Genomic DNA, 24,107 nt, shown 5'->3' with positions numbered 1-24,107 from the left:
ATTCAATCCTTGGCGGAATGCAGTACACATCCAGAGGCGTAGCATTAAAAAAGGAGACTATTGCATGGCGAACTGGAACACGAACTGGATTGCCTGGGCTCTGCTATCGGCTGTTTTTGCCTCGGCCACGGCACTGCTAGCCAAAGTGGGCGTGGCAAGGGTTGACTCCAATCTGGCCATGGCCCTGCGCACCACTGTCGTACTCGTTTTTGCCTGGGGCATTGCCATCGCCCTCGGCAAGCACAACCTGATGCACACGCTTGACCGCCGCGCCGTGCTTTTTCTGGTTCTGAGCGGATTGGCCACAGGGCTCAGCTGGCTCTGCTACTTTCGCGCCCTGCAGTTGGGTCCGGCCTCGCGCGTTGCCCCCATCGACAAGCTCAGCGTCCCGCTCACCATCGTCCTGGCGTGGCTGCTGCTGGGTGAAAAACTCACTCTGGTCACCCTCTGCGGCGGCCTGCTGATCACCGCCGGAGCCGTGGTGATTGCGCTGGGGTGAGGAACGCCAGAGACGAAGAGACGTAGCTCCAGCAACCCAAAACCGATCACATTGTTTTTGGAATTTCTCCCATCAGCGCCACCAGGGTTGGTTCAATTGCCTCTGCCATCCTCCGCTGTCCTTTGGTGTCCGGGTGTAGTGCCGGTCGGGGCTGCGGCAGTCGCGGATCATAGAAAAGTTGCGTGTCGAGGACGCCGTTCCGATAGAAAATAGCTCCAATATCGAGAAATGTGACACGCTGATTCTTCGCATAGTGACTGCTCAGATAGAGGTTTACTGCCTGATCCACTGCTGTTTTCTCTGGAGAGATGTTGCTAGGCAAAATACCAAGCAGCAATATATGGGTTGTTGACAACTTCTGTTCAAGATCAGCAACAACCGCATGAATCCCGGCCTCTGTTTCTTCTGCTGTTTCATGACCAATACTAGTATCGTTTGTGCCAATCAGCAGAATTACGACCTTTGGATGCAGACCTTCCAGCTCTCCGTGATCGATGCGCCACAGCACATTGGAGGTCGTATCACCACTGAAGCCAAGATTAATCGCCTTTCGCGGCGCATAGAACTGGTTCCAAGTTGGCTGAAAATTCTCGTCAGGAAGATGGTTCTTTTCGTAGTTATTGGTGATCGAGTCGCCGAGGAGCAGAAGCTGCGCCTCTGGACAAGCTTTTACTCGTTCAAGCACGGCCTGATGCCGTTCTGCCCACCAATCAGATTGCAAGCGAGCCATAGGGGTTGGCTCATGTACTGCCACTGCCTGCGCAGGCAACTTTGCAGTAGAAAGTAAAAACAAGAATAAAGCACAAATTCCGATACAGAGCGATTGACTTACCGGCGGAGTCTTCTTCATAGCACGCATAGATAACTTCCGATTTTTGCTATCTAACAATTCCAGCGAAACAACAGGAAAATTCAGCATTGGCTCTTATCCTCTTTTGTTGGGCTTATGAACCCGCCTCAAAAAATCGACCACTGCGCATTGGAACCAGTCCCTCCATTTTAACGAGGGGCGACAGTCCTACGCTCCCTGTTCCCCGCACCCTGATCCCTGACCCCTTATACTGATTCCGTGACCTCCGCAACCTTTTCTTCCAACCCGCCGCAGACCATCCGCCGCATTGTGCTCACCGGCTTCATGGGATCGGGCAAAAGCACGGTGGGACCGCAGCTGGCCCACACGCTGGGCTGGCGTTTTGTGGATGCCGACGACGCCATTGTGCAACAGGCTGGCGTGGCGATCCCCGAGATCTTCCGCACCCAGGGCGAAGCAGCCTTCCGCGACCTCGAGCACAAAGCCATCGCCCGCCTTGCCGCCGAAGACCGGCTCGTGCTGGCCCTGGGCGGTGGTGCCATTGAAACCGAAGCCACCCGCAGGTTGTTACTCAGCGATCCGGCCACGCGGCTGATCCACCTTGAGGTCACGCTTGAAACCACGCTGCTCCGCTGCCATGGCACCGAAGGCGATCGCCCGGTCTTTGCCGATCATGCCAACCTCAAGGCCCGTTACGAGCGCAGATTGCCGCTCTACCGGCTAGCGCACATCAACCTCAACGCCAATCAGGCCACGCCTGTCCAGTTGGTCGAGACAATTGCAGCCGGTCTCTGAACCGCGCCGCAGTACCCCCAGCGGAAACTTCATGGTTTACAACCAGCCGCACCGCAACAGACAATTATGACAAGATAGATCCGCAGCAGACTTTACTAAGCGCTTTATAGAAATAGAAGGAACGTCCCATGAAGATAGAGCAGTTGGAAACCGAACGCCCTGCAGCCGCACCCACCGCCCCAGCTTTGACCGTAGCCGTCTGCGTGGGCACCTACAATCAGGGCCCCTATCTGCGCGAGTGCATTGAGTCGATTTTTGCCCAAAGCTATCCGGTTCACGAGGTCTGGGTTTCCGACGACGCCAGCACCGATAATACCCCCGAAGTCATGGCGGAGCTCTGCAAACTCTACCCCACGGTGAGCTACTACCGGCAGCCCCGCAACCTGGGCATTGCCGGCAATCTCAGCTGGGTGCTGGCGCAGCCCACCACCGACCTGATTGGCCGCATCGACTCCGACGACCGTTACGAACCCGACTACATAGCCACCCTAGCCGAACTGCTGCGCCTTCACCCCGAGGCCGGCTACGCCCACTGCGACATTCACGAAATCGACAGTAGCGGCAAGCCTTTGCGGGTGCGGCGGCTGAGCAGAACAGCGGAATACGAATCCCCCGACGAATCCCTGCGCCGCAGCGCCTCCGGCTACAGAGTGGCGGCCAACTGCATCCTCTATCGTTCCGCAGCGCTCCGCCAGGCTGACTACTACCACCCCAACGAAGGCTGGAAGAGCGCCGAAGACTGGGACCTATGCCTGCGTCTGGCCATTCACGACTGGGGTAACGTCTACGCACCCGCTGCGCTCGCCAGCTATCGCGTCTGGGACGATGAACTGCAGTCGCGCTTCCGCCGCAGCGCTGGTGAGCTCGAAAGCATGATCAAAATCTACAGTGAAACCCTTGAGCCGGAGTACCTGCGTCGGGGCTGGAAGACCAACCTGCTGAAAAAGTACCGACGCAGCCGCGCAATTTCTTTTGTCTGCGTGCTTGATTCTCCGCTCTTGAGCCAGACAGAAAAATCTCACCTCAAAACACGCATGCACATCCTGGGCGATTGCCCTGCCCTGGACTTTTCCCTCTTCCTTTCCAGGCTCAGGCTGGGATTTCTTCTGACCTTTTCTTATACCGTCCGATTCAAAGCGCTGGATCTGGTCAAGTTCTGCCTGCGCAAACTGCGGAGCAAAGCAACAAACCGTGAAGCAGAAAAAACAGCTTCTCTCTGAAGAGATGCAAAGCGCGGCATGCTGAGGCCAGGATAGAAACCACCCTGCCTGTAAAAGAATTCTTCAACACCCTGTGCTAGGATGAGGCCATAGAAAAGCTGAGCGTCAAGTAATTTCTTCGCGATTGAACCCGGATAAAGCCTTACAAAAATCTACCTTGCACGTTGCCTGTTCTCCACCAAAATTACTCCACAAAAAACATGCAACATACAGTACAGATAAAGGAAAGATACAAGATGTCAAAGAAGAAACTGATCCTGCTGTCCTACGTCTTTTCCCCCAGCATTGGAGGCATTGAGACCGTCAGTCTTCTGGTGGCACGCTCCCTGGCCCAACGCGGCTTTCAGGTCACGGTGCTCACCCGCACCCCGAGCAACGGTCCCGAGCCCGATGAACCATTCCGCGTGCTGCGCAGCAAGAGCGTCTGGCAGTTGGTCCGGGAATTATTCCGCGCCGATCTGGTTCTGCAATCCCATTTCTCCCTGAAGATGGGCTGGCCACTCTGGCTTCTGTTTCCCTTCAAACCTTTCCTGCTTGTCATGCACGGCCAGGTGCAGCAAACCAGCGGGCGCTTGCTGTTGCGGGACCGCTTCAAGCGCCTGCTGCTGAGCCGCGCCCGGCTTTATTCTGTCAGCGCAGAAATGGCGCGTCGCATCCATCCCCACTGCCAGGTCCTGCACAATCCCTATGATGCGGAAGTCTTCCGCCGCCAAGAGAGTGGGACGCGAGAAAGTGATCTGCTCTTCGTCGGTCGGCTGGTCAAGGCCAAGGGATGCGAAGTGCTCCTGCGGGCCATGCCGCAAATTCTGGCGGCACGTCCCCAAACACGCTTGGCCATTGTCGGCTCTGGAAAAGAAGAAGATGCCCTGCGACGCCAAGCCAGCGCACTGGGACTGCAGGAAAAGGTGAGCTTTCTGGGTTCCATGCGCGGAGAAGCACTGGCAGGCATCATGAACCAGCATAAAGTGCTGGCCGTACCCTCCATCTCACAACCTCCGGAAATCTGCCCCGTGGTGCCCATCGAAGCCATGGCCTGCGGATGCGTGCCCGTGGCCAGCCTCTGCGGAGGCATGGCAGACTCCGTTGGACCCGGCGGACTGCTGGTGGAAGAAGGAAATCCACACATGCTGGCCACTGAAATTCTGCGTCTGCTTGAGTCGGAACCACTGCGCAGACAACTGCAGGAAAAGGCCCAGGAACATCTGCGTAAATATCATCCCACTTCCGTGGCCATGGCCTATGAAACCGCATTATTGACAAAATAACACCCCTATTGATCCTGCATAAAGACCGTTCCTGTTGGGGTGCCCCCTCCTCGCCACACCTTGTTTTTTGTGGACAGGATGAAAAGCACGAAAACACTCTTTATTGGCAGGATCAATGGCTTGCAGGCAATTTCCCTACTCTGCGCTACATTGATTTCGATCCGTCGCAATGCTTTCCATTCAACGCAGCGACGGTAAGGAGTCTCCCCATGGCAGATCATTCCGCAATGAAGCTGGGCCGGCGCGCGGTACGCCATGACGCCCGCACACTGGCGCTGGGTGCTTATCTGACGCCCTCGCTGCCCGCTCCTCCCTCCACCAAGGACTGGACCGACGGCATAACCAGCTGGGGCATGATGCTGAACGACACACTGGGCTGTTGCACCATCGCCGGCGTCGGCCATGCTGTGCAGGTGTGGACCGCCAACAGCGGCACCCTGCAGACCGTGGCCGACGCTGTCATTGAACGCTACTACGAGCAGTGGGATGGCTATGTTTCCGGCGACGACTCCACCGACAATGGCGGCGTGGAACTGGATGTGCTCAAGGACTGGCGGCAGCATGGCTTTGCCGGCAATCGCCTGCTGGCCTTTGCCGATGCCGATGTGACCAACCTGACGGAGATTCGTCAGGCCATTGCCCTCTTCGGCGGCATTTACATTGGCCTGGAGCTGCCCCTGACGGCGCAAAAGCAGGATGTGTGGGATCTGGTTCCCGGTGGTGGCAACGACGCCGCCAGCGGCAGCTGGGGCGGCCACTGCGTCTACGTTGCCGCCTATGACCAGAACAGCCTGACCTGCATTACCTGGGGCCAACTGAAAACCATGACCGTGGCCTTCTGGCAGCAGTACGTGGACGAGGCCCACGCCCTGCTGGACGAAAGCTGGCTGGAGGGTCAAAGCTCGCCGGCCGGCTTCAATCAGGCGCAACTACTGGCCGACCTCAAGCAGATCCAGTAAAGCAAACCGGATTTGCCTTAGAAAAACCCTGCTTTGCACAGGGCAAATCGGTCTTCCCTGCGTCCAAAGCTCAGAGTGTGCGCACAAGGCTCCCCCCAATGTGATTCAATACCTAATGGGGGGAGCCACGCGATCCGCAGAGACGTGCTTCCGTACTCCCGTGGAGGAAACCCAAGACCGATGGATTCATTTCGCCGTATTGCCCTTTTGATGGCGTTGGCCGCCTGCGCCGCAACTGGCCTGCAGGCTCAAAGCTCATCGAGCGTCGTTCCGACCCAGCCGAATGCCACAGCCCCCGCCCTGAGCGTGCAGGCACGCATTCGCGCCCGTCGTGAGCAGCGCCGCGCCGCCGCCATTCACGACGCCTATTCGCATCGCTATGAGACCTTCATGGGAATGGATTACATGCGCATGGTGCCGGGGCCCAAGCAGCAACGCGTGACCATGTACGGATGGGACATGGGCGTAACCCGCAATTACAACGAGCGCCTGGGTGTGACCGTGGACGGCCGTGGCTACTTTGGCACCGCCTACGTCGGGCTGAACAGCTATGCCCTTACCCGTCCCGCCATCAGCACCTACGCCGTGCAGGCTGGTCCGACCTATCGCTTTTATGCGCAACCCAAGTACTCCTTCTCGGGCCGTGTGATGGCCGGCTATGCCTACGGCAACTTCTCGGCAGACACCAATGGCTATGGCACCCAGAAGCTGGGCCTGTACCCCGATGGCAGCAGCTACGCCCTGAGCGCCAGCGTTGGTGCCGAATACAACCTGACCCCGACTGTAAGCTTCAAGCTCTCGCCTGAGTACTTCGTGACTGGATTCGGTTCCACCACACAGGCCAACCGGGGCTTCTCCACCAGCATCAGCTACCGCTTCGGCAAGTAGTAACGCTGGTTTAAGCACACAGAGAAGGGGCGCGGCTCAGGCCGCGCCCCTTTTCTGTGTTTGCTGGTGCATCCGGACTTCACCGGATGCGGAAACTCATTTCGGAGGGAGGCGAGGGTTTTAACCCTCGCAAAAGTCCAGCCACATGCGCAAAGGCTTCAGCCCTGGGACAATTCAGCTCTACTTTGCATGAATTCGGCCTTTTTTCATAGCCTATGTTGCTGCGAAAATTTTGATTTCAGAGGAAATACCCGTGCCTGAAGGCACATTCCTCGGCCCGCCAACCTCGGGGGCATAAATCCCCCCGCTCCCTCCAGAAATAGTTTCCGCAACCAATTCAGCCCCTCTCAGATGGACTGCACGGGAAGCAGCGTCAAATCGTCCACCAGCCCCACTTCTTTCTGCACAAAGGGTTCGCCGTACTTCACTCCAGCCAGCAGCCCGTAATGGCGAGCCTCGGCAAAGGTGCGCTCCCGAATCTCTTCTTCCGGCACAAACAGCGCACTGCCCGTAGGCTGATCCGCATACTGCGATTGGTAGGCCATCAGGGCCGCGTGGCGCTGCTCGATAAAGGGCGTAACGTCCACCACAAAGCTGGGCCGTACGTCGGCGTACAGGCTGGCATAGACGATCTTGAAGGGCCTATGCGGCGCGTGAGCGGTTTCCACCTTGGCCAGCCCCGCCACAAAGCACGCCTGATAGCCAAGCGTAGCCACAATCGCATGATCCGGATGGCGCGCCTGCCAATAGGGCAGAATCACCACACGGGGGCGCAACTGCCGCACCACGGCAGCAATCTGCATACGGTTTTCAAGGGTATTTTCGACGTTTCCGTCAGGAAGACTAAGTGCCTTGCGCCAGCCCACGCCCAGCAGGCGGGCGGCTTCCATGGCTTCGGCGGCTCGCTCAGCGGCTGTGCCGCGGGTACCTGCCTCGCCCTGGGTCAAATCAAGGATCGCGGTCCGCAATCCCCGCGCAGCCATGCGCAGAAGAGTTCCACCGCAGGTCTGCTCCACATCGTCACGGTGGGCGGCGATGGCCAGAACATCCGCCTGGTAGTCCATCGCCGCCTCCGTCATGCTCTAGTACACCGTATTGTCGGTATCGGTGGTGGCGTCCATGTAGGCTACGTCATAGGCTGTACCGGTCACCGTCACGTACTGGTTGTCGATGGCGTCGCCTGAGGTGGTCGAGTAGATGTAAACCTGCCCGCCCTCAGCCGTGTAGATCTTGTGCAGACCGGTCACGGCAGCAATGCCCGTCGCATTGCCCTCGTAAGACTCCAGCATGGTCACCGTGTTCGACGAAGTGTTATACATCGTCAAACAGCCGTATGACTCATTCTTGTAGGCACGTTCGCCGGAATCGCAGCCCTGCATGCCGATCCACAACGTGTTGTCGTCGGCCAGAACCATGCGGCTGGAAAGACCAGGCGTGCCGTCGCTGATCGAAACCGGGTTGGGCGATGCCGTCGTCGTGGCCACCACCGCGTTGGTGCTCAGGTTCAGGCGCGTCAAATAGCCGCCCCAATAGCCATCCGACAGCTTCTGCTGACCCACCACATACATGGTGGTTCCACTAATCAAGGCATTGCTAGCCCCAACCACACTAATGCTAGTCATTGGCGAAGCACTCGTCTTGGTGCAGCTGGTTGCGGTGCTGCTACAAGGCATCACGCCCGACCACAGACCCTTGCTAAAGATCATGGGAGCAGTCGGCAGCAGAGAAACTGAAGCCGCCGAACCACCGCACTCGGCACCGCAACTCAGCACATACGCCGTCGAACCATCCGAGCTGAAGAGCGCCTTGACCGGATGATCAAAGGCCAGCGGAGCGCCGTAATAGTTGCCCGTCGAATCCGTCGCGTCCGAGCTCTGGGCCTGGAAGAGGCACCAGCCGGGCGCGGTCTGCGGTTCGCAATCCACAGCGGCCTTCGGCCAGCTCGTCGAGCCGTTGGAGTAGGTCGCCGTCTCTGCCGTGGTTAGCTGACGCGCGTAATACACATAATTTGAATTCTGCACGAAGGCCATGGCCACCGTGCCGCTAGGGTTCACGCTTACCCGGTAAACACCCGGCAGGCTCAGCGGATAGGAGGAGCCCGAAGTCTGGTCCACCACCGTCAGCACTTCCGAAGCGTTGCTGGCGGCAAACACATACTTGTCATTACTGGTAACAAAGATGCTGGTCGAAAGGCCATTCAGCCCGGAAATCGATCCCGACGTCTTCTCGGTCTGATAGTTGATCAGGGTCAGCGAACCGTCGCCCGAACCATATACAGCACCGAGCTGCTCGTCCGGCATGTTCTGAATGCTGGACGGCAGTGCCGCGCCATAACCAGAAATCCAGAAGCTGGCCGTCGCGCCGTTATAGCTGCTGCGAATGTCGTAATACGCGTCAACAATCTCCAGCGCGCCTTTGCTCAATGTGCTGGGATTCTGGATTGCGATCAAAACACGATTCGTGATCCCGCTGGGGGGAAGCGTACGGTTATCCGTATACGTAGTCCCACCGCAGCCCGTCAGTGCCATGGCGGCCGTCAGCGCCGCAAAAGCGCACATCCAAAGACTTCTTAGTTTCAAAATCCCTTACCTCGATTGACAGCGCGGAGCGGGCCGCGAAATTGCATTCCCAGAAGTAGCTTGAGGGCTATAACCGGGCAGCCTCTGCATGGCCAAAAAGAGCCAAACACACGCTTGGAGGGCTACCGGCCATCCCAGAGCATTAGACTCCCGAAGTATAACAAAGCGAGCCGCCTCCTTGGTGCATTCTCATCGGACTCCGTTTTGCTTCCGTCGCCAGAATAGGAGCCGAATTCCCTTTCCGCCAGCAGCTTACCGCAGCAAGGGCAGGAAAATGCGATAGCATGGCATCAGAATGAGCCAGTTTGCCGAAACCTTCGCTCTCCGCCCCATGCTCGCCGATGGCGCCATGGGAACCGTGCTCTACTCGCGCGGCATCTTCATCAACCGCTGCTATGACGAACTGAACCTCTCTGATCCGGCCCTGATTCTGTCGGTCCATGAGGAGTATCTGCAGGCCGGTGCGGAAATTCTTGAAACCAATACCTTCGGTGCCAACCGCTTCCGCCTCACCCGCCACGGGCTGGCCGGCAAGGTCAAGGAAATCAATCAGGCCGGTGTGCGCATTGCCCGTCAGGCTGCCAATCACCTGAAGGAAAAGCAGGCCGGTGACGCCTGGGTGGCCGGTTCGGTCGGCCCGCTCGGCGTACGCCTGGAGCCCCTCGGCAAAACCGGACTCGACGAAGCCCGCGCGGCCTTTGCCGAACAAATCGGCTATCTGACCGGCGAAGGCGGCAACGATGTTGACCTGCTCATCCTGGAAACCATGCCCGCCCTCAACGAGGCTCATCAAGCTCTGGAAGCCGCCCGCGCCGTCGCGCCCCAGCTGCCCGTACTGGTCATGGTCACCGTAGACGACGAGGGCAACTGCCTGGATGGTGCATCCGCCGCGCAGGCCGCCAGCCTGCTCGCTGAATGGGGTGCCACCGCCATTGGCGTCAACTGCTCCACCGGCCCCACCACGGTGCTCACCGCCATTGAGGCCATGCGCAAGGCCACCTCGCTACCTTTGGCCGCCATGCCCAATGCTGGCATGCCCCGCGCCGTCGAGGGCCGCAACATTTATCTGTGCTCCCCTGAGTACATGGCCAGCTTTGCCCGCAAGGCCATCCACGCCGGCGTACAGCTGGTAGGTGGCTGCTGTGGCACCACGCCCAACCACATCCGCGCCATGCGTTCGGCCATGCGCGCCATCGACGCCCAGGCCCGCGTTGAAATCACCGGCGTCACCCCGGTCATCAGCGCGGAAACGCCCCCCGCGCCGCTCGCCGACCGCTCCAAGATCGGCGCGCTGATTGCCAACAAAAAATTCGTCACCATGGTCGAAATCGTGCCCCCCAAGGGCATCGACTGCTCCAAAGAGATTGAAGGCGCGGCCTTTCTGGCCCGGCTCGGCGTGCATGCCATCAACGTGCCCGACTCGCCCCGCGCCTCGGCCCGCATGAGCGCCCAATGCCTCTGCATCCAGATTCAGCAGCACACCGGCATTGAGACGATCCTGCACTACACCTGCCGCGACCGCAATCTGCTCTCCATCCAGTCCGACCTGCTGGGCGCTTCCTCCATCGGTCTGAAGAACATCCTCTGCCTGACCGGCGATCCGCCCAAGCTCGGCAACTACCCCGACGCCACCGCTGTCTTTGACGTGGATGCAATAGGCTTGGTTAATATTGTCCGGCGTCTGAACAACGGCCTCGACATCGGATCTAACTCAATTGGTGCCAGCACCAACCTGACCATCGGCGTGGCCGCCAATCCGGGTGTGCCCGACATTGAGCACGAGTTGAGCCGCTTCCGCTATAAGGTCGATGCCGGAGCCGAGTACGCCATCACCCAGCCCGTCTTTGACCTGCGCCTGCTGGAAGCCTTCCTTGATCGCATCAAGGACCACCGCATTCCGGTCATTGCCGGCATCTGGCCGCTCACCAGCCTGCGCAACGCCGAGTTCATGAAGAACGACCTCCGCGTTTCCATGCCGGAGGAGATCATGCTCCGCATGGCGCAAGCCGAAACCCCTGAAGCCGCTCGCCAGGAAGGCATCAAGATCGCTCAGGAGATGCTCGAAGCCGTCCGCCCCTACGTCCAGGGCGTGCAGGTTTCCGCACCCTTTGGCCGCTATTCAGCCGCAGCCGAGGTCATCGCCAGCGTTCTGCCCCAGGGCGTACTACCACATTCCATGGAGTAACCGCACATGCCTACCTTTGAAGAGTCGCTCAAGAAACTGGAAACCATCGTCGATCAGCTCGAAAAAGGCGACCTGGCACTGGAGGAATCGCTCAAGCTCTTCGAGCAGGGCGTGGGACTGTCGGCAGCCTGCAAGCAGGAGCTGGACAGCGCCGAGGGCAAGGTTCAGCAGCTCGTCAAGCAGCGGGACGGCTCACTCAAGCCGGAACCTTTTCTGACGGAAAAATCCTTCTAACTGTAAAGCGCGGCGTCTTACCAAGCCGCCGCGCCACCTGTTTTCCACAGATCCACACGCTCTTTTCCCGCAACCAATTCGCTTTACCTGATAAGCGAATCGCTCCACATACGAAAAAGTGCGGCAACTGCCAAATAATGGACTATTTACACCTGATTTACGCCTCAAAATCGGAATAGAAATCCGGCCAGAAAAACTTCAAGAAAAATTCGCTCATCCGCTTGACAAAGCATCCCCATCCGCGCCACTATCACGGCAATGAGTTGATTAGACAGATCCTCTATACAGGTTATCTGTCTCTGCAAGATTCAAAATTGCACGCTTTTCCTGTTTCCCCAGCCTGATCTCTTCCAGTAAGCCAATTTAGTGTGTCGTTTTATAGACACGCCAGGGGTGTGCTCTCTCTTTTTTCCACCTCGGCTTGGCCATTGGCTGCGATCGGCTTGGGACAGTCTTACTGCCGGTTGTCGGCAGTTTGGCCGCAATTTTCTGGCCTGTGGTTAGCTGCAGGCGTCATGGAAGTCGGCTTGGCAAAGGAATGCCACACATACCGATCTGCAGATCGGCTCTTGCCTCATTGTTCAGCATTGTCCGGAGGCTTTTCATGATTGTCACGACGCAATACCGGGGCCGCCACATCGCCGGTCTTTACATTGGAACCAGCAACGTGGATCGCTATTTTTCTCGCAGCGCTCAAGTTGTTGAGCTACATCTTGGCCATCTGCACATTCAGTGCCGCCTGACGGCGCAATTCTGGGACGGAAAACCTGAGATCGAGGATTCGCGCCTGGGAGAATGGCTGAAGTCCAAACACCTTTACGACAAAAGCTTTCAAACGCCGATTCCGGTGGAGATGGTTCCCTCCGGGCAAAACACCTTCAGTCTGGGGCCGCTGGCCTCCAGTCTGGCGGGAAGTATCAACACAACGCCGCAGACCACGGCTTCGGCCTGAAGCGAAATCAGAGTGGCTGTGGAAGATCCTTGCCTCCCTGGTGGCGTTCTATTCCGTCCATCGTCGGGCAATCATCCCAAACACACCCTGATCGAGCCTGGAGCATTTCCGAAAATGCTCTAAGTCCCGGCATTCACCTACTGCTGACGTACACAGACCGGCGCAGAACCGGCACACGAGTTTTTATTTCCTGGCATTTCAACAGAGTGAAACCATGCATTTCACAAGGAGTCAGAGATGAAGAGTCGTACCCCCACCGCAGCCTTCACGGCTCAGGCCTCCGAGGCACTGATCAGCATGCTCCATCAGGTTTCATGGATCCGTCCAGGCGACATCGCCCTGGAAGCTCCCACCACCGATCCACGCATCCATCTATTGGCCCGTATCCATGTGCTGGGACGTCTCCGCACCTTGGTCTGCGCCATGCATCAAGGTGCATTCGATGAAGGACTTGACTCCGCCATTTTTGACCTGTATACCGGCGCTTCCATGCTGGATCCGACCGCTACGCCGGTGTTGATTGCCACTGCTCTCTCGGCCGAAGGCCAGTCGCTCTGCCGTGAAAACCGGATTGCTTACGTAGATATGAAGGGCAATGCACGCATTGACCTTGGCGAGGTATTCATCGCCCGGCACGCCGTGCCGCAGATCTCGCCCCGGCACGCCGTTACACACGGACCCCAAAGCGAACCCGCTCCGCTGGCAACCGCCTCCGTCGCGCAGCTCATTTAGGCCAGCGCCTGACTCTTCCGTAAAACCCCTCGGATTTCTTTAGACCGAGAGCATACCTTGAAGTGTTTTCGCATGAAAAGCAACTTCCTTCTCTTCACAAAGAATCCGCGATAGAACCGAAAAACTCGCGCAAAGATGAAAAACGGCGGAGACGTTCACTCGTCTCCGCCGTTTGCATTTTTATGCAAAAAATCTCCTACCTGGCCGCATGTTTCCCCGGCGCACGCAGCACCCAGATCAGCATGAATCCCATAGTATCGGTCCTCTGCCGCAAGCTGCGCTCATAATTGCCCGAAAGCACCAGATGCGAAAACAGTGGAATATCCAGTTCGCTCTGGAAGCCATTATCTTCGGCGACGCCTGAGCCCTCCAGCACCTGTGTCGTCACATACTTTCCCTTCTTGTTTTTTGTGGTGACCGTACCCCACACCCGCTGATCGCCTACCGGCATGTTTTCGTAGGCTCCCATCTCCAGCGAGGTTTTAAAAGGCAGGTTGACCAGGGATCCGGCCTGAAAGTCCGCCAGCGGACCGATGGCAGTGTAGGTCTTCTTTACATTCTGCCCAACCAGGCTCGACGAATCGCCAAAGCCAGCCTCAATGTCCGGACAGAATGACCTCAGTGCATACTCCAGGTGGTTGCTTAGATTGTATGTATTGGAGTTGGCGCTCAGGCCAAAGGTGCTGTTGCCAGTCGGGAAGGCGCCAGAGGCAGTCAGCATGTAATCGAAGTTGCCAAAACTGAATTGCGCGTGGCCGGCAGCGCGGAAGTCGCCAATAATGTCTTCCGCCTCCTTCAGCTGGTTGGTCGTCACGCTCTTGACCGTGACCGGTACATAGTTCTTTACGGTCCAGTACCAGGGCAGGCTGGAATCGAAAGAGAAATGCCGGTTCACACGATAGGAAAGCACGGGGGTCACAATAAAAGCCCAGCCAGTGACCGAGTTGTGCTGCGCCACATGGCTCATGCTGAAGTTCATGCCCTTGACCTGTGCCGGCGTCTCCGTCGCATTGCTCTCGAGCGAGTACAGCACATTCAGAATCTCTTCATCGTGCTGGCCTTCCCCCATGGGATTGCCTGCCAGAGCACCCGCTGGCCCCATGCCCGGCCCCTGCGCAGCACATGCCATTGCAACCATGCTCCAGACCAGTAACAGCAGCCATCCAGTCCTCAGCTCCATGCGAGCTGTACGCATTCCACCGTCCTCACCCAGAGAAGTCGTATCCCTTCAAAGTAATACCTGCCGGTGCAATCCGGCGCAATGGGGACTGTTACTCTTCTGACTCTGCTTCGAATAGAGGGATTATAGCGGCTCACACCATGGCCGCTCACCTTGCTAAAGTAACCCAAGCAAAATGCAAAACGGCCGACAGATTGCTCCCTGTCGGCCGTTTCGTTCTTAGCTTAGGTTACCGGAATCAGATCTCCAGAACCACCGGCATGATCATGGGTCGGCGGCCAGTGGTCTTTTGCACATACCGCTTCAGGTCGGCGCGAACCTTTTCCTTCACCAGGCCGTAATCGGTCTTCTGTTCGGAGTTGAGTCCGTCCAGCGTCTTGAGCACGACCATGCGAGCATCTTCGGTAATATCCGCAGCACCAAAGCCACGCATCACCAGCTCGGGGGCCTGCTCAATATTGCCGGTACGCTTGTTAATGGCCATCACGACCATCACAATGCCGTCTTCCGAAAGAATACGGCGATCACGAATGATCAGCTCTTCCACCACATCGATATTGGAACCGGAATCGATCAGGATGCGGCCGGCCTGTACCTTGTCGGTCTTGCGGGCATCGTCCTTGCTCAGTTCCAGCACGTCACCGTCTTCGATGATGATGGTCTGCCCCACCGCGCCGGTTTCCATGGCGATTTCGGCATGCTTGCGCAGATAGCGATAGTCGCCGTGGACCGGAATGAAGTACTTGGGCCGCACCAGACTGATGAGCAACCGCAGTTCTTCCTGGCTGCCGTGACCGCTGACGTGGATCGGGCCTGCCGAACCGTCATCGTAGATCACGTGCGCATCGCGACGGCTCAGGTGATCAATTACCCGAAAAATAGCCTTCTCGTTGCCGGGAATCACGCGCGAGCTGAGCAGGACGGTATCGCCCGCCTCAATGCGCGCATGCTTGTGGTTGTCGAGCGCGGCACGGCTGAGCGCGCTCATCGGCTCGCCCTGCGTGCCGGTAATCAGCACCATCAGCTCGTTGGCGGGAATGTCGCGGATCTGCCCCGTGTTGATGATCAGGCCCGGCGGAATGTCCAGATAGCCCAAATCCTGCGCAATCTCGGTGCTCTCGTTCATCGAGCGGCCAATGACGGCCACCTTGCGCCCGTGCTTGCGGGCCAGTTCCAACGCAATCTTGATGCGATAGACCGATGAGGAGAAGCAGCTGAAGAAGAGCTTCTTTTTGGTGTGCGAAAAGACCTCGTCCAGACGCGGAATCACGCTGCGCTCACTCGGCGTATAGCCGCGGCGCTCCACGTTGGTGGAGTCCTGCAGCAGGGCCAGCACACCGCGCTTGCCGTACTCGGCAAAAGTATGCAGGTCAAATGCCTTGTCGTCGAGCGGCGCAAGATCGATCTTGAAATCGCCGGTGTGGATGATGACACCCACCGGCGTTTCGATGGCCAGCGCCACGCAATCGGCCATGGAGTGGGTCACGCGGATCGGCTCAATGGTGAACGGGCCCAGGCTAAAACGCTCCTTGGGCGCAATCTCGATCAGCTCGGTCTCGTCGAGCAGGCCGTTTTCGTCGAGCGCTCCCTCCACGTAGGCCAGCGTGAATTCGGTGCCGTAGACCGGAACCTTCAGCTCGCTGAGCAGCCAGGGTAGGCCGCCAATGTGGTCCTGGTGGCCGTGCGAGAGAATAATTCCTCGCACAAGCGATTTGTTTTCTACCAGGTAAGTAATATCGGGAACGACCACATCGACGCCCAGCAGCTCCGATTCGGGGAACATCAGGCCAGCATCGATCACGATGATGTCGTCTTCCCAGCGGATCGCCATGCAGTTCATGCCGAACTCGCCCAGACCGCCAAGGGGAATGATCTTCAGCTTCTTGGTTTGCATTGTCATCTTCGATGCTATCACCGGGAGGACGAAATTCCGCCGGAAATAGGAGGCGCTTGTTCATGACCCGTTCACACGGCCCAAAAGGACGCCACGAAAACCCCGCACTTCCTGCGACACCGATCCTGCAGACGACTCCATGGAAAGCTCTTGCAAGCCTTTCGCCGGGCAGACCCCTCCCCGGAAGACTTGCAAATGGGTTAAAATGAGGCAGCCTGGCAAATCATGCATGCAAGCCGTTGCTGATCAAAGTGGCCCCGTAGCTCAGGTGGATAGAGCAGCAGTTTCCTAAACTGCGTGCCGGTAGTTCGAATCTACCCGGGGTCACCATAATCAATAAGATACAAGCAAACTAAAAACCGCAGGACGCATTTTCGTCCTCTCTGTCTCTCCCTCCGCTTTTTCATCTCCCCTATAAATATTGCTAAAGAGCAGACTCGCCCGGGCTATCGAATCCTGGATGGCGGATGGTTGGGCAAGCATCTCTTCCGATGGTAGGATCGAGCGATCGGCACCTCAGGGACAGGCCCGCAAACCGGCTGGCCAGGGGGCAAAGAGGGAGAAAGTTCAATGGATCAAATGCAATACAGCCAAAGCGGTCTGCACTTAACCGAGCAATTTGAGGGCTGCAAGCTCTCAGCGTATCCAGACAGCAACAACGTGCCGACCATCGGCTATGGACACACGAAGGGCGTGCAGCTCGGAATGGTCTGCACCCAAACGCAGGCTGGGGCCTGGCTGGATGAGGATGTGGCCTGGGCTGGCTCCGAGGTCAATCGCCTTGTCACCGTACCGCTCACACAGCCCGAGTTCGATGCACTGGTGGATTTCACCTTCAACTGCGGCTGCGGCAACTTTGACCATTCGCACCTGCTGGCGCTCGTCAATCAAGGCGATATGCAGGCTGCCGCGCAGGAGTTTGACAAGTGGGACAAATGCGGCGGTCAGGTAATGGCCGGGCTTTTGCGGCGTCGGGAAGCTGAGCAAAGCGAATTCGACAGCTCTGCCGATCCTTCGGAGCTTGCCACGGTCGGCCAATAGCCCGGAGCTGCCGGATTATATAGATGGGCTGGGCTTGCCCGGCCCATTTGGCAATCCTCAGGGGATTTTTATCTTCCAAGCTGTACCCTTGTATAGTTGGCAAGAGCGCATCCGCGCTCGCTAAGGTTCTTCCTCCAGCAGACAAAACCAACCCAGGATACTGTTTTGACCGCCTCCAAGCATCCGGAAGCCGAAACGCATCTTGAGCAGCGCCTCGGCCTGTTCAGCTCGACCGCCATCGTCATCGGTTCGATGGTTGGCTCGGGCGTCTTTATTGTCGACGCCGACATTTCCCGTGGCGTGGGTTCGCCCGCCCTGCTGCTGGCGGCCTGGATTCTGACCGCCGTGATGACCATCATTGGCGCGCTCAGCTACGGCGAACTAGCTGCCATGATGCCCAAGGCCGGCGGGCAGTACGTTTACCTGCGTGAGGCGCTCGGTCCGCTGTGGGGCTTTCTCTTCGGCTGGACGCTCTTTCTGGTCATTCAGACTGGAACCATTGCCGCCGTGGCTGTGGCCTTCGGCAAATTCCTGGGCGTCTTCTTCCCGGCCATCTCCGCCACCCACTGGCTCTGGCATATTGCCCACGTTCCGGCCTTTAAGCTTGGCCCCATGGTGCTGGGCAACATGGAGATCGGCGTAAGCACGGCCAATCTGACCGGCATTGTGATCGTGGTTCTGCTGGCCGTGGTGAACATCTTTGGCGTAAGCCTGGGTGCACTGATCCAGAACGTCTTCACCTCGGCCAAGGCCATCGCGCTGGCCGGGCTGATTCTGCTGGCCTTCACCCTTGGCCGCAATCCGGCCGCTCTCGCCGCCAACTTCGGTGCAAATTTCTGGGCAGGCGGCGGCTGGCACGATCTGCACAGCGTACAGGTGGGCGTAGGCGGACCGCTGGTCCTGGTCAACTTCTTCGTCATTCTGGCGGTAGTGCAGGTGGGTTCGCTCTTTTCCGCCGACGCCTGGAACAACGTCACCTTCACCGCCGGTGAGGTGAAGAATCCCAAGCGCAACCTGCCGCTCTCGCTGATTCTGGGCACCGGCTTTGTGCTGACGGTTTATTTCCTGGTTTCCGTGGGGTATTTGCTGGTGCTGCCGATGCACGGCGACCCCAACGGCCAGACGATTCTCTCCCGTGGCATTCAATACGCGGCTGAAGACCGTGTAGCTACCGCCGCGCTCGGCCAGATTTTGCACTCAGCTGGCGCCTGGGTGATGGCCGCCGCCATTCTGGTTTCCACCTTCGGCTGCGCCAACGGCATGACGCTGGCCGGAGCCCGCGTCTACTATGCCATGAGCCAGGACGGGCTCTTCTTCAAGAGCGTCGGCAAATTGCATCCCAAGTACAAAACTCCGGTGGCCGGTCTTCTGGTGCAGGCGGTGTGGACGGTGGTGCTCTGCATCTCCGGTTCCTACGACCAGTTGCTCGACTACATCATCTTCGCTGAGCTGGTCTTCTACATTCTGACCATCGTGGCGCTGTTCGTACTCCGTGTGCGCAAACCCGATGCGCCGCGGCCCTATCGTGCCCTGGGCTACCCCGTTTTGCCAGCGATTTACATCCTGCTGGCTTTATGGATCTGTATCGTATTATTGCGCTATAAGCCTCAATATACGTGGCCGGGCCTGGTGCTGGTGCTGCTGGGCATACCCGTGTATCTCTTCTGGCAGCGCAAACAGACAAAAACGCCTCTTCCCGAGGCCCAGTAAGCTTTTGATTCTTTTTTGAGAAGGAAGTTCCCGATTGATGTCCAGACTGCTGCGCATTAAACCCATGTCCATGCTGACTGAGGAGGCCGCCGACCAGGGCGAACATACCCTCAAACGTTCCCTCGGCGCACTGAACCTGATTACGCTCGGTATCGGAGCCATTATCGGCGCCGGCATCTTCGTGCTGACCGGCAAGGCTGCCGCCCTGTTTGCCGGACCCGCCGTCTGTTTGAGCTTTGTGCTGGCAGGCATTGTCTGCGCTTTTGCCGGTTTGTGCTACGCCGAATTTGCCTCGATCATCCCCATCGCCGGCTCGGCCTACACCTACGGTTACGCCACCCTGGGCGAGTTGGTGGCCTGGATCATTGGCTGGGATCTGGTACTGGAATATGCCTTTGGCGCAGCCACAGTGGCCGCCGGATGGTCCGGCTACCTGAATAGCCTGCTGCAGCAGCTGCACATTTATATGCCGCCGCGTTTTACCGCCGTTCCGGGCACTCAGCTCTACTTCTATCAGGAAAAGTGGCAACCGCTGAACGCTCTGCCGCAGGGTCTGGCGCTGGCCGGTCTGCCGCACGTGACCGCCATCTGCAACCTGGTGGCCATGATCGGTGTACTGCTGATCACCACCATTCTGGTAATCGGCATCAAGGAATCGGCCAACTTCAACTCAGCCATCGTCATCGTCAAGCTGGGCATTGTGGGCGTCTTCCTGCTGGTGGGCGGATTCTTCCTGCTCAAGCACCCCTCGCTGGCCTTCCACAACTGGCACCCGTTCATTCCGCCAGTGGACGCGCATGGCCACTATGGCTGGATGGGCATTGCCACAGGCGCTTCGTCCATCTTCTTTGCCTACATCGGCTTTGACGCCGTTTCCACCGCCGCGCAGGAGGCCAAGAACCCCAAGCGCGACATGCCCATCGGCATTCTCGGTTCGCTGGTGGTCTGCACCCTGCTCTACATTCTGGTTTCCACCGTGCTGACCGGCCTGGTGAACTACACGCAACTGAACGTGGGCGATCCGGTGGCTCTGGGCATTGATGCCACGGGCGTTAGCTGGGGCTCGATCCTGGTCAAGCTGGGCGCGGTCTTTGGTCTGGCCACGGTCATGCTGGTCATGCTCCTTGGCCAGTCGCGCGTCTTCTTCTCCATGTCCCGCGACGGCCTGCTGCCCAAGTGGGCCTCGGCCATCCATCCCAAGTTCCGCACGCCCTGGATCTCGACCATCGTGGTGGGTGTGATTGTCTCCATCATGCCAGCCTTCAAGGACATCGACTTCCTCTCCGACTTGGTGAACATCGGCACGCTGCTGGCCTTCACCATCGTCTGCGCCGGAGTCTGGGTGCTGCGTGTGCGCCAACCGGAGCTGGTGCGTCCCTTCAAAACGCCCCTGGTACCGCTGGTTCCCATCTGCGGCATTCTGAGCGCTGTCTTCATCATGACCCGCCTGCCGTTCATCACCTGGGCAGTCATGCTGGGCTGGCTGGCCTTTGGCCTCATCATCTACTTTGGTTACTCAGTGCGCCACAGCAAGGTTCAGCAACTGAACAACAAATAAGCAGTTAAAAAGCCAAAAAAGAGCGGCCTTCCCTACCGGGAGGGTCGCTTTTTCAGGCGTAAAAAACATCTTCGCAAAGCCTTCCGACGCTGGAACCAACGCACCTCAAGCAGGTTCCCGGGAGCCACTACCGTGAAACGCTTCGGGAAACAGATGCTTTTTCACAAGAAACTCCCAGACCGTACGCCGCAATCCTGCCGAAAATAGGGCTGGAGGGCAAAGCATGAGCAAAGTGCGAGAGACGCGGATTGTGGATATTCGTGAAGCCGAGGCCCGGCTTGAAGATTTAATCAACGAGCTTGCGCCGGGTGAGCGCTTCCTGGTCAGCGTAGACGGCGTTCTGATGGCCTCGCTGACAGCCCTGACCGAGGATGAGATTGCTGGCATGGAACTGGGTGAAGGCGACCACTGAAGTATTTTCGGAATGCTGCAGGCCAAAAATACTCGAAAGCCGCCTTGCACGGTTTCTTTTGCGGTTTATGCTTCAGCCTTAGCGCAGTGCTCGTCGAGGGCGCGGCCTAGTTCGGCGGCAATCTGCTCCGCCGTACTCTGCTCAATAACAGAGCGCTGCATCAGATAGGCCAGTTGACCATCGCGCAGAATCGCCACCGAGGGCGATGAGGGTGGATTGCCGGCAAAATAGCTGCGAGCCCGTTCAGTAGCCTCGCGATCCTGCCCGGCAAAGACGGTAATCTTGCGGTCCGGCTGGCCAGCGGCAGCATTCAGCGCCAGGCGAACGCCCGGACGCATCTTGCCTGCCGCGCAACCACAGATCGAATTGACCACCACCAGCGTCGTTCCGGGCTGGCTGACAGCGGCATCCACCGCATCAACCGTCCGGGCCTCTTCAATCCCGATGCGCACCAACTCTTCGCGCATGGGAATCGTCATCAGTTCTGGATACATGTTTACCTCCGGCAGGGGGAACTGCCTGAGGCCATTCTACGGTTAGATCCCCTACGCTGAAAGGACAGGAACGTTTTTTGTGGCTCTGCTCTTGGAACTTGTTCTAACCGGCGCAAAGCGATCCTTCAGACGCAGAATCGGCTGTTCAATCCAGTGCCGCATCGCCATGCTGATGGCAAGACTGATCAAAAAGCTGCTCACACACTGAAGCACTGCGGAGGTTCTTTTGCCTGCCTGCAACGACGGCACTACATATGGAGCTGCATGCTGTATGCAGTCGAAGACAAAATAGTGAATCAGATAGAGTGAATAGCTCGTGTCGGAGATGAGTTTAAGTAGACGAGTGCGCAGCAGGCGCGCCCACCAGACAGGTTGCCCGGCGTAACGAATCGCCGCAAAAACAACCAGCGCAAAGGAAATGTCTACCATGCTCAGGCCAACCGAAATAGCCAGTGGCTTCTGCTGGGCATTGTAATAACTGGCCCACAGCACGGCCGATCCGGCCAAAAGAGAGCAAGTAACAACATTCAGGAGCATGCTCCTTTTCTGCCACCACTCCGTATGCCGGTTGGAGTGCTCCACCGTAATGGCCAACAGAGAACCTAAAGCCAACCCATCCATCCGCGTATAGAAACTGAAGTTCCACAGAATATTGGGCGGGCAAAGAACCCAGCGTGCTCCTGCCGCACCCACAATCATTCCTCCCAAAATCAGCAGGAAAACACGCCGGTTGGTAAAACGAATCAGCGGAGCCCACAACGTGTAATAAACCTCTTCCACCGACAAGGACCACAGCACGCATATACCGATGGAAATAGGTTCCACCAGATGCGCATCCACAAAGATCTGGCTAGCCAGAGAACGTGGCAGCAGGCTGGAATAATAGAAGATGTATTGGCTCCACTCGGCCACTGTTCCTGGATGATGCACTGCGATAGAAGCTGCAATAAAAAAGAACAAAACCAGAAAATAGGGCGGAAAAATGCGGAGCGCACGACGCAAATAAAATGTTCTGAAGTAGCCGGGCTCATTGCGCAGTTCCAGCAGGATGCTGGTGATTAAAAATCCAGAGAGTACAAAAAAAAGGTCTACGCCCAGCCAGCCAAGACGCGAACCTAGCGCCGGAAACCAGGGCACGTAATGCGTATAAATGACCGCCATAATTGCAAGGGCACGCAAGCCATCCAATTCACGGATTCTCATAGGGCTCCTATAGGAAGACTTTCGATATTGGAAATTTACTTTTAATAAACCTTGGAAGCATTATGCCTGAAGATGCTGGGCGGGAATGGCGAAAATCTTTGACCACGCCTGAAGCCCACCGCTGAACGTGTACTCTGAAAGACGTGAATATCGAGGAAAACATCCTTCTTGCCACGCTGACCACCTTCGGCATTGGCGGTCCGGCACGTTGGCTGGTCGCAATCCGCACTGAAGAAGAACTGGTGGAGGCCGTGAGCTGGGCGCGGGCGCGGCAGCTACCACTTTTTGTGCTGGGCGGCGGCAGCAATCTGCTCGTCTCCGATGCGGGCTTTGACGGCCTGGTGATGCGCATGGCCCTCGAGGGCGTGGAAGAACAGGGTTCGCTCTTGCGCGCTGCGGCAGGCATGGAATGGGATGCGTTTGTTTCTTTGGCTGTGAGCCGTGGCTCTGCGGGAGTTGAGTGCTTGGCCGGCATTCCCGGCACCGTGGGTGGAACGCCAGTGCAAAATGTAGGCGCTTACGGGCAAGAGGTCGGCACAGCAATTGAATCCGTGCGGGCCTACGATCTTGAAACCAACACCTTCATCGAGTTCAGCGCTGCAGAATGCGGCTTCAGCTATCGTCGCAGCCGTTTCAACACCGTGGATCGTGGCCGCTACATTGTCACCCGCGTCGATTACCGCCTGACTCCGCAAGGTACGCCACAACTGGATTACGCCGACCTGAAAAAGCACTTTGCAGACCGCGCCAGTCAGCCCTCGCTCGTTGAAGTAGCCGAGGCCGTGCGCGCCATTCGCCGCACCAAGGCCATGAGTCTGATCGAGGGCGACACCGATTGCCAGAGCGCCGGCAGCTTCTTCAAAAATCCCACGGTGGAAGCATCCGTGGCCGAGCAGGTACGCAGCTTTGCCAAGAGCCACGGTCTGGCCCTGCGCACCTACCCCACGGCGGATGGAAGAGAAAAGATTCCTGCCGCATGGCTGATTGAGCAGGCGGGGTTTCCCAAGGGATTTACGATGGGCCGCGCCGCCATCAACTCACGTCATACGCTGGCTCTGGTGAATCGCGGCGGAGCCACGGCTACCGAAGTGCTCCGGCTGGCCGCCAGCATTCAGGCGGGCGTTCTGGAGCGCTTCCACATTCCTCTGGAGATGGAACCGGTGCGGGTGGGATTCCCGGGCGAACCGCTGCCGTAGGGTCTGCTGCGACAGTCTTTGATCTGGTGAAGAAAGAGTGTTTTCGTGCTTTCCCACCCTAGCCGCAAAAACAAAGACGTGGCGAGGGTGAGGCACCCAGAGAAGCGCGGCAAACGCCAGATCCGGCAGTTTGCTGCGGAATGGCTCTGATTCCGGGCGGACAAAGCGTTCCAACTGCACTTCAAGCGCATACAATGGCTAGGACAGCGGAAAATTTGTCGGGGTGGACCTGTGAACCTCGGGTCGGGGTTCGGCTTCCGCGCCGCCAAAAATCTCTTCGCGCTGGGTTGGCTTTCATCA

Annotated in this window: 22 protein-coding genes and 1 tRNA gene; 16 read left to right on the top strand and 7 right to left on the bottom strand. The window is 57.9% G+C overall.

Annotation, left to right across the window (positions count from 1 at the left end):
* Positions 1-64 precede the first annotated feature (64 nt).
* Positions 65-499, top strand: coding sequence for an EamA family transporter (locus tag ACOBR2_RS05705; RefSeq protein ID WP_420239084.1), 435 nt, complete (start codon positions 65-67; stop codon positions 497-499).
* A 46-nt stretch (positions 500-545) separates the two neighbouring features.
* Here the strand turns inward: ACOBR2_RS05705 and ACOBR2_RS05700 are convergent, their stop codons facing one another.
* Entirely contained in the window at positions 546-1,418 is an 873-nt protein-coding gene (locus ACOBR2_RS05700; protein WP_420239083.1) for a GDSL-type esterase/lipase family protein, read from the bottom strand.
* A gap of 150 nt (positions 1,419-1,568) precedes the next feature.
* Between ACOBR2_RS05700 and ACOBR2_RS05695 the strand changes: the two genes are divergently transcribed.
* The 5 genes from ACOBR2_RS05695 (at position 1,569) to ACOBR2_RS05675 (ending at position 6,437) form a co-directional block, all read left to right on the top strand.
* Positions 1,569-2,105, top strand: a complete 537-nt coding sequence (locus ACOBR2_RS05695) for a shikimate kinase (RefSeq protein WP_420239082.1) — start codon at positions 1,569-1,571, stop codon at positions 2,103-2,105.
* Between the two features lie 128 nt (positions 2,106-2,233).
* Entirely contained in the window at positions 2,234-3,325 is a 1,092-nt protein-coding gene (locus ACOBR2_RS05690; RefSeq protein ID WP_420239081.1) for a glycosyltransferase, read from the top strand.
* A gap of 236 nt (positions 3,326-3,561) precedes the next feature.
* Positions 3,562-4,590: a glycosyltransferase family 4 protein gene (locus ACOBR2_RS05685; protein ID WP_420239080.1), complete on the top strand. Its 1,029-nt coding sequence runs from the start codon at positions 3,562-3,564 to the stop codon at positions 4,588-4,590.
* A gap of 209 nt (positions 4,591-4,799) precedes the next feature.
* Complete coding sequence (locus ACOBR2_RS05680; RefSeq protein WP_420239079.1) at positions 4,800-5,549, top strand: hypothetical protein; 750 nt, start codon at positions 4,800-4,802, stop codon at positions 5,547-5,549.
* Between the two features lie 180 nt (positions 5,550-5,729).
* Positions 5,730-6,437: an outer membrane protein gene (locus ACOBR2_RS05675; RefSeq protein ID WP_420239078.1), complete on the top strand. Its 708-nt coding sequence runs from the start codon at positions 5,730-5,732 to the stop codon at positions 6,435-6,437.
* 347 nt (positions 6,438-6,784) lie between these two features.
* Here the strand turns inward: ACOBR2_RS05675 and bshB1 are convergent, their stop codons facing one another.
* Positions 6,785-7,501, bottom strand: a complete 717-nt coding sequence (gene bshB1 / locus ACOBR2_RS05670) for a bacillithiol biosynthesis deacetylase BshB1 (protein WP_420239077.1) — start codon at positions 7,499-7,501, stop codon at positions 6,785-6,787.
* 18 nt (positions 7,502-7,519) lie between these two features.
* Positions 7,520-8,995: a hypothetical protein gene (locus tag ACOBR2_RS05665; RefSeq protein ID WP_420239076.1), complete on the bottom strand. Its 1,476-nt coding sequence runs from the start codon at positions 8,993-8,995 to the stop codon at positions 7,520-7,522.
* Between the two features lie 316 nt (positions 8,996-9,311).
* On the opposite strand from ACOBR2_RS05665, the gene ACOBR2_RS05660 reads away from it, so the two are divergent.
* From ACOBR2_RS05660 to ACOBR2_RS05645, 4 genes are all read left to right on the top strand, one after another.
* Positions 9,312-11,201, top strand: coding sequence for a bifunctional homocysteine S-methyltransferase/methylenetetrahydrofolate reductase (locus ACOBR2_RS05660; protein WP_420239075.1), 1,890 nt, complete (start codon positions 9,312-9,314; stop codon positions 11,199-11,201).
* Positions 11,202-11,207: 6 nt separating this feature from the next.
* Positions 11,208-11,435, top strand: a complete 228-nt coding sequence (locus ACOBR2_RS05655; protein WP_420239074.1) for an exodeoxyribonuclease VII small subunit — start codon at positions 11,208-11,210, stop codon at positions 11,433-11,435.
* A 604-nt stretch (positions 11,436-12,039) separates the two neighbouring features.
* Complete coding sequence (locus tag ACOBR2_RS05650) at positions 12,040-12,387, top strand: hypothetical protein (RefSeq protein WP_420239073.1); 348 nt, start codon at positions 12,040-12,042, stop codon at positions 12,385-12,387.
* 237 nt (positions 12,388-12,624) lie between these two features.
* Positions 12,625-13,119, top strand: a complete 495-nt coding sequence (locus ACOBR2_RS05645; RefSeq protein ID WP_420239072.1) for a hypothetical protein — start codon at positions 12,625-12,627, stop codon at positions 13,117-13,119.
* Positions 13,120-13,315: 196 nt separating this feature from the next.
* Here ACOBR2_RS05645 and ACOBR2_RS05640 read toward each other — a convergent pair whose 3' ends face one another.
* Together ACOBR2_RS05640 and ACOBR2_RS05635 are read right to left on the bottom strand one after the other, a co-directional pair.
* Positions 13,316-14,314, bottom strand: a complete 999-nt coding sequence (locus tag ACOBR2_RS05640; protein WP_420239071.1) for a hypothetical protein — start codon at positions 14,312-14,314, stop codon at positions 13,316-13,318.
* Between the two features lie 223 nt (positions 14,315-14,537).
* Positions 14,538-16,193: a ribonuclease J gene (locus tag ACOBR2_RS05635; RefSeq protein WP_420239070.1), complete on the bottom strand. Its 1,656-nt coding sequence runs from the start codon at positions 16,191-16,193 to the stop codon at positions 14,538-14,540.
* A gap of 253 nt (positions 16,194-16,446) precedes the next feature.
* Between ACOBR2_RS05635 and ACOBR2_RS05630 the strand changes: the two genes are divergently transcribed.
* From ACOBR2_RS05630 to ACOBR2_RS05610, 5 genes are all read left to right on the top strand, one after another.
* Positions 16,447-16,523, top strand: a tRNA-Arg gene (locus ACOBR2_RS05630).
* Positions 16,524-16,763: 240 nt separating this feature from the next.
* Positions 16,764-17,234: a lysozyme gene (locus ACOBR2_RS05625; protein ID WP_420239069.1), complete on the top strand. Its 471-nt coding sequence runs from the start codon at positions 16,764-16,766 to the stop codon at positions 17,232-17,234.
* Positions 17,235-17,399: 165 nt separating this feature from the next.
* Positions 17,400-18,944 (top strand): APC family permease, encoded by a 1,545-nt coding sequence (locus tag ACOBR2_RS05620; protein ID WP_420239068.1) that lies wholly within the window; start codon positions 17,400-17,402, stop codon positions 18,942-18,944.
* Positions 18,945-18,981: 37 nt separating this feature from the next.
* Positions 18,982-20,502: an amino acid permease gene (locus ACOBR2_RS05615; protein ID WP_420239067.1), complete on the top strand. Its 1,521-nt coding sequence runs from the start codon at positions 18,982-18,984 to the stop codon at positions 20,500-20,502.
* A gap of 223 nt (positions 20,503-20,725) precedes the next feature.
* Positions 20,726-20,914 (top strand): hypothetical protein, encoded by a 189-nt coding sequence (locus ACOBR2_RS05610; RefSeq protein WP_420239066.1) that lies wholly within the window; start codon positions 20,726-20,728, stop codon positions 20,912-20,914.
* 65 nt (positions 20,915-20,979) lie between these two features.
* On the opposite strand, the gene ACOBR2_RS05605 is transcribed toward ACOBR2_RS05610, so the two are convergent.
* Both ACOBR2_RS05605 and ACOBR2_RS05600 read right to left on the bottom strand, forming a co-directional pair.
* Positions 20,980-21,408 (bottom strand): BrxA/BrxB family bacilliredoxin, encoded by a 429-nt coding sequence (locus ACOBR2_RS05605; protein ID WP_420239065.1) that lies wholly within the window; start codon positions 21,406-21,408, stop codon positions 20,980-20,982.
* Between the two features lie 51 nt (positions 21,409-21,459).
* Positions 21,460-22,611, bottom strand: a complete 1,152-nt coding sequence (locus tag ACOBR2_RS05600) for an acyltransferase family protein (RefSeq protein WP_420239064.1) — start codon at positions 22,609-22,611, stop codon at positions 21,460-21,462.
* Positions 22,612-22,754: 143 nt separating this feature from the next.
* On the opposite strand from ACOBR2_RS05600, the gene ACOBR2_RS05595 reads away from it, so the two are divergent.
* Positions 22,755-23,807: a UDP-N-acetylmuramate dehydrogenase gene (locus ACOBR2_RS05595; protein WP_420239063.1), complete on the top strand. Its 1,053-nt coding sequence runs from the start codon at positions 22,755-22,757 to the stop codon at positions 23,805-23,807.
* The last annotated feature ends 300 nt before the right edge of the window (positions 23,808-24,107 follow it).

Origin of the sequence: Telmatobacter bradus, from assembly GCF_048629425.1 — a bacterium.
Taxonomy (GTDB): domain Bacteria; phylum Acidobacteriota; class Terriglobia; order Terriglobales; family Acidobacteriaceae; genus Telmatobacter; species Telmatobacter bradus.
Note: the sequence above shows the minus strand (reverse complement) of the source record. Positions and strands in the feature narration are given on the sequence as shown.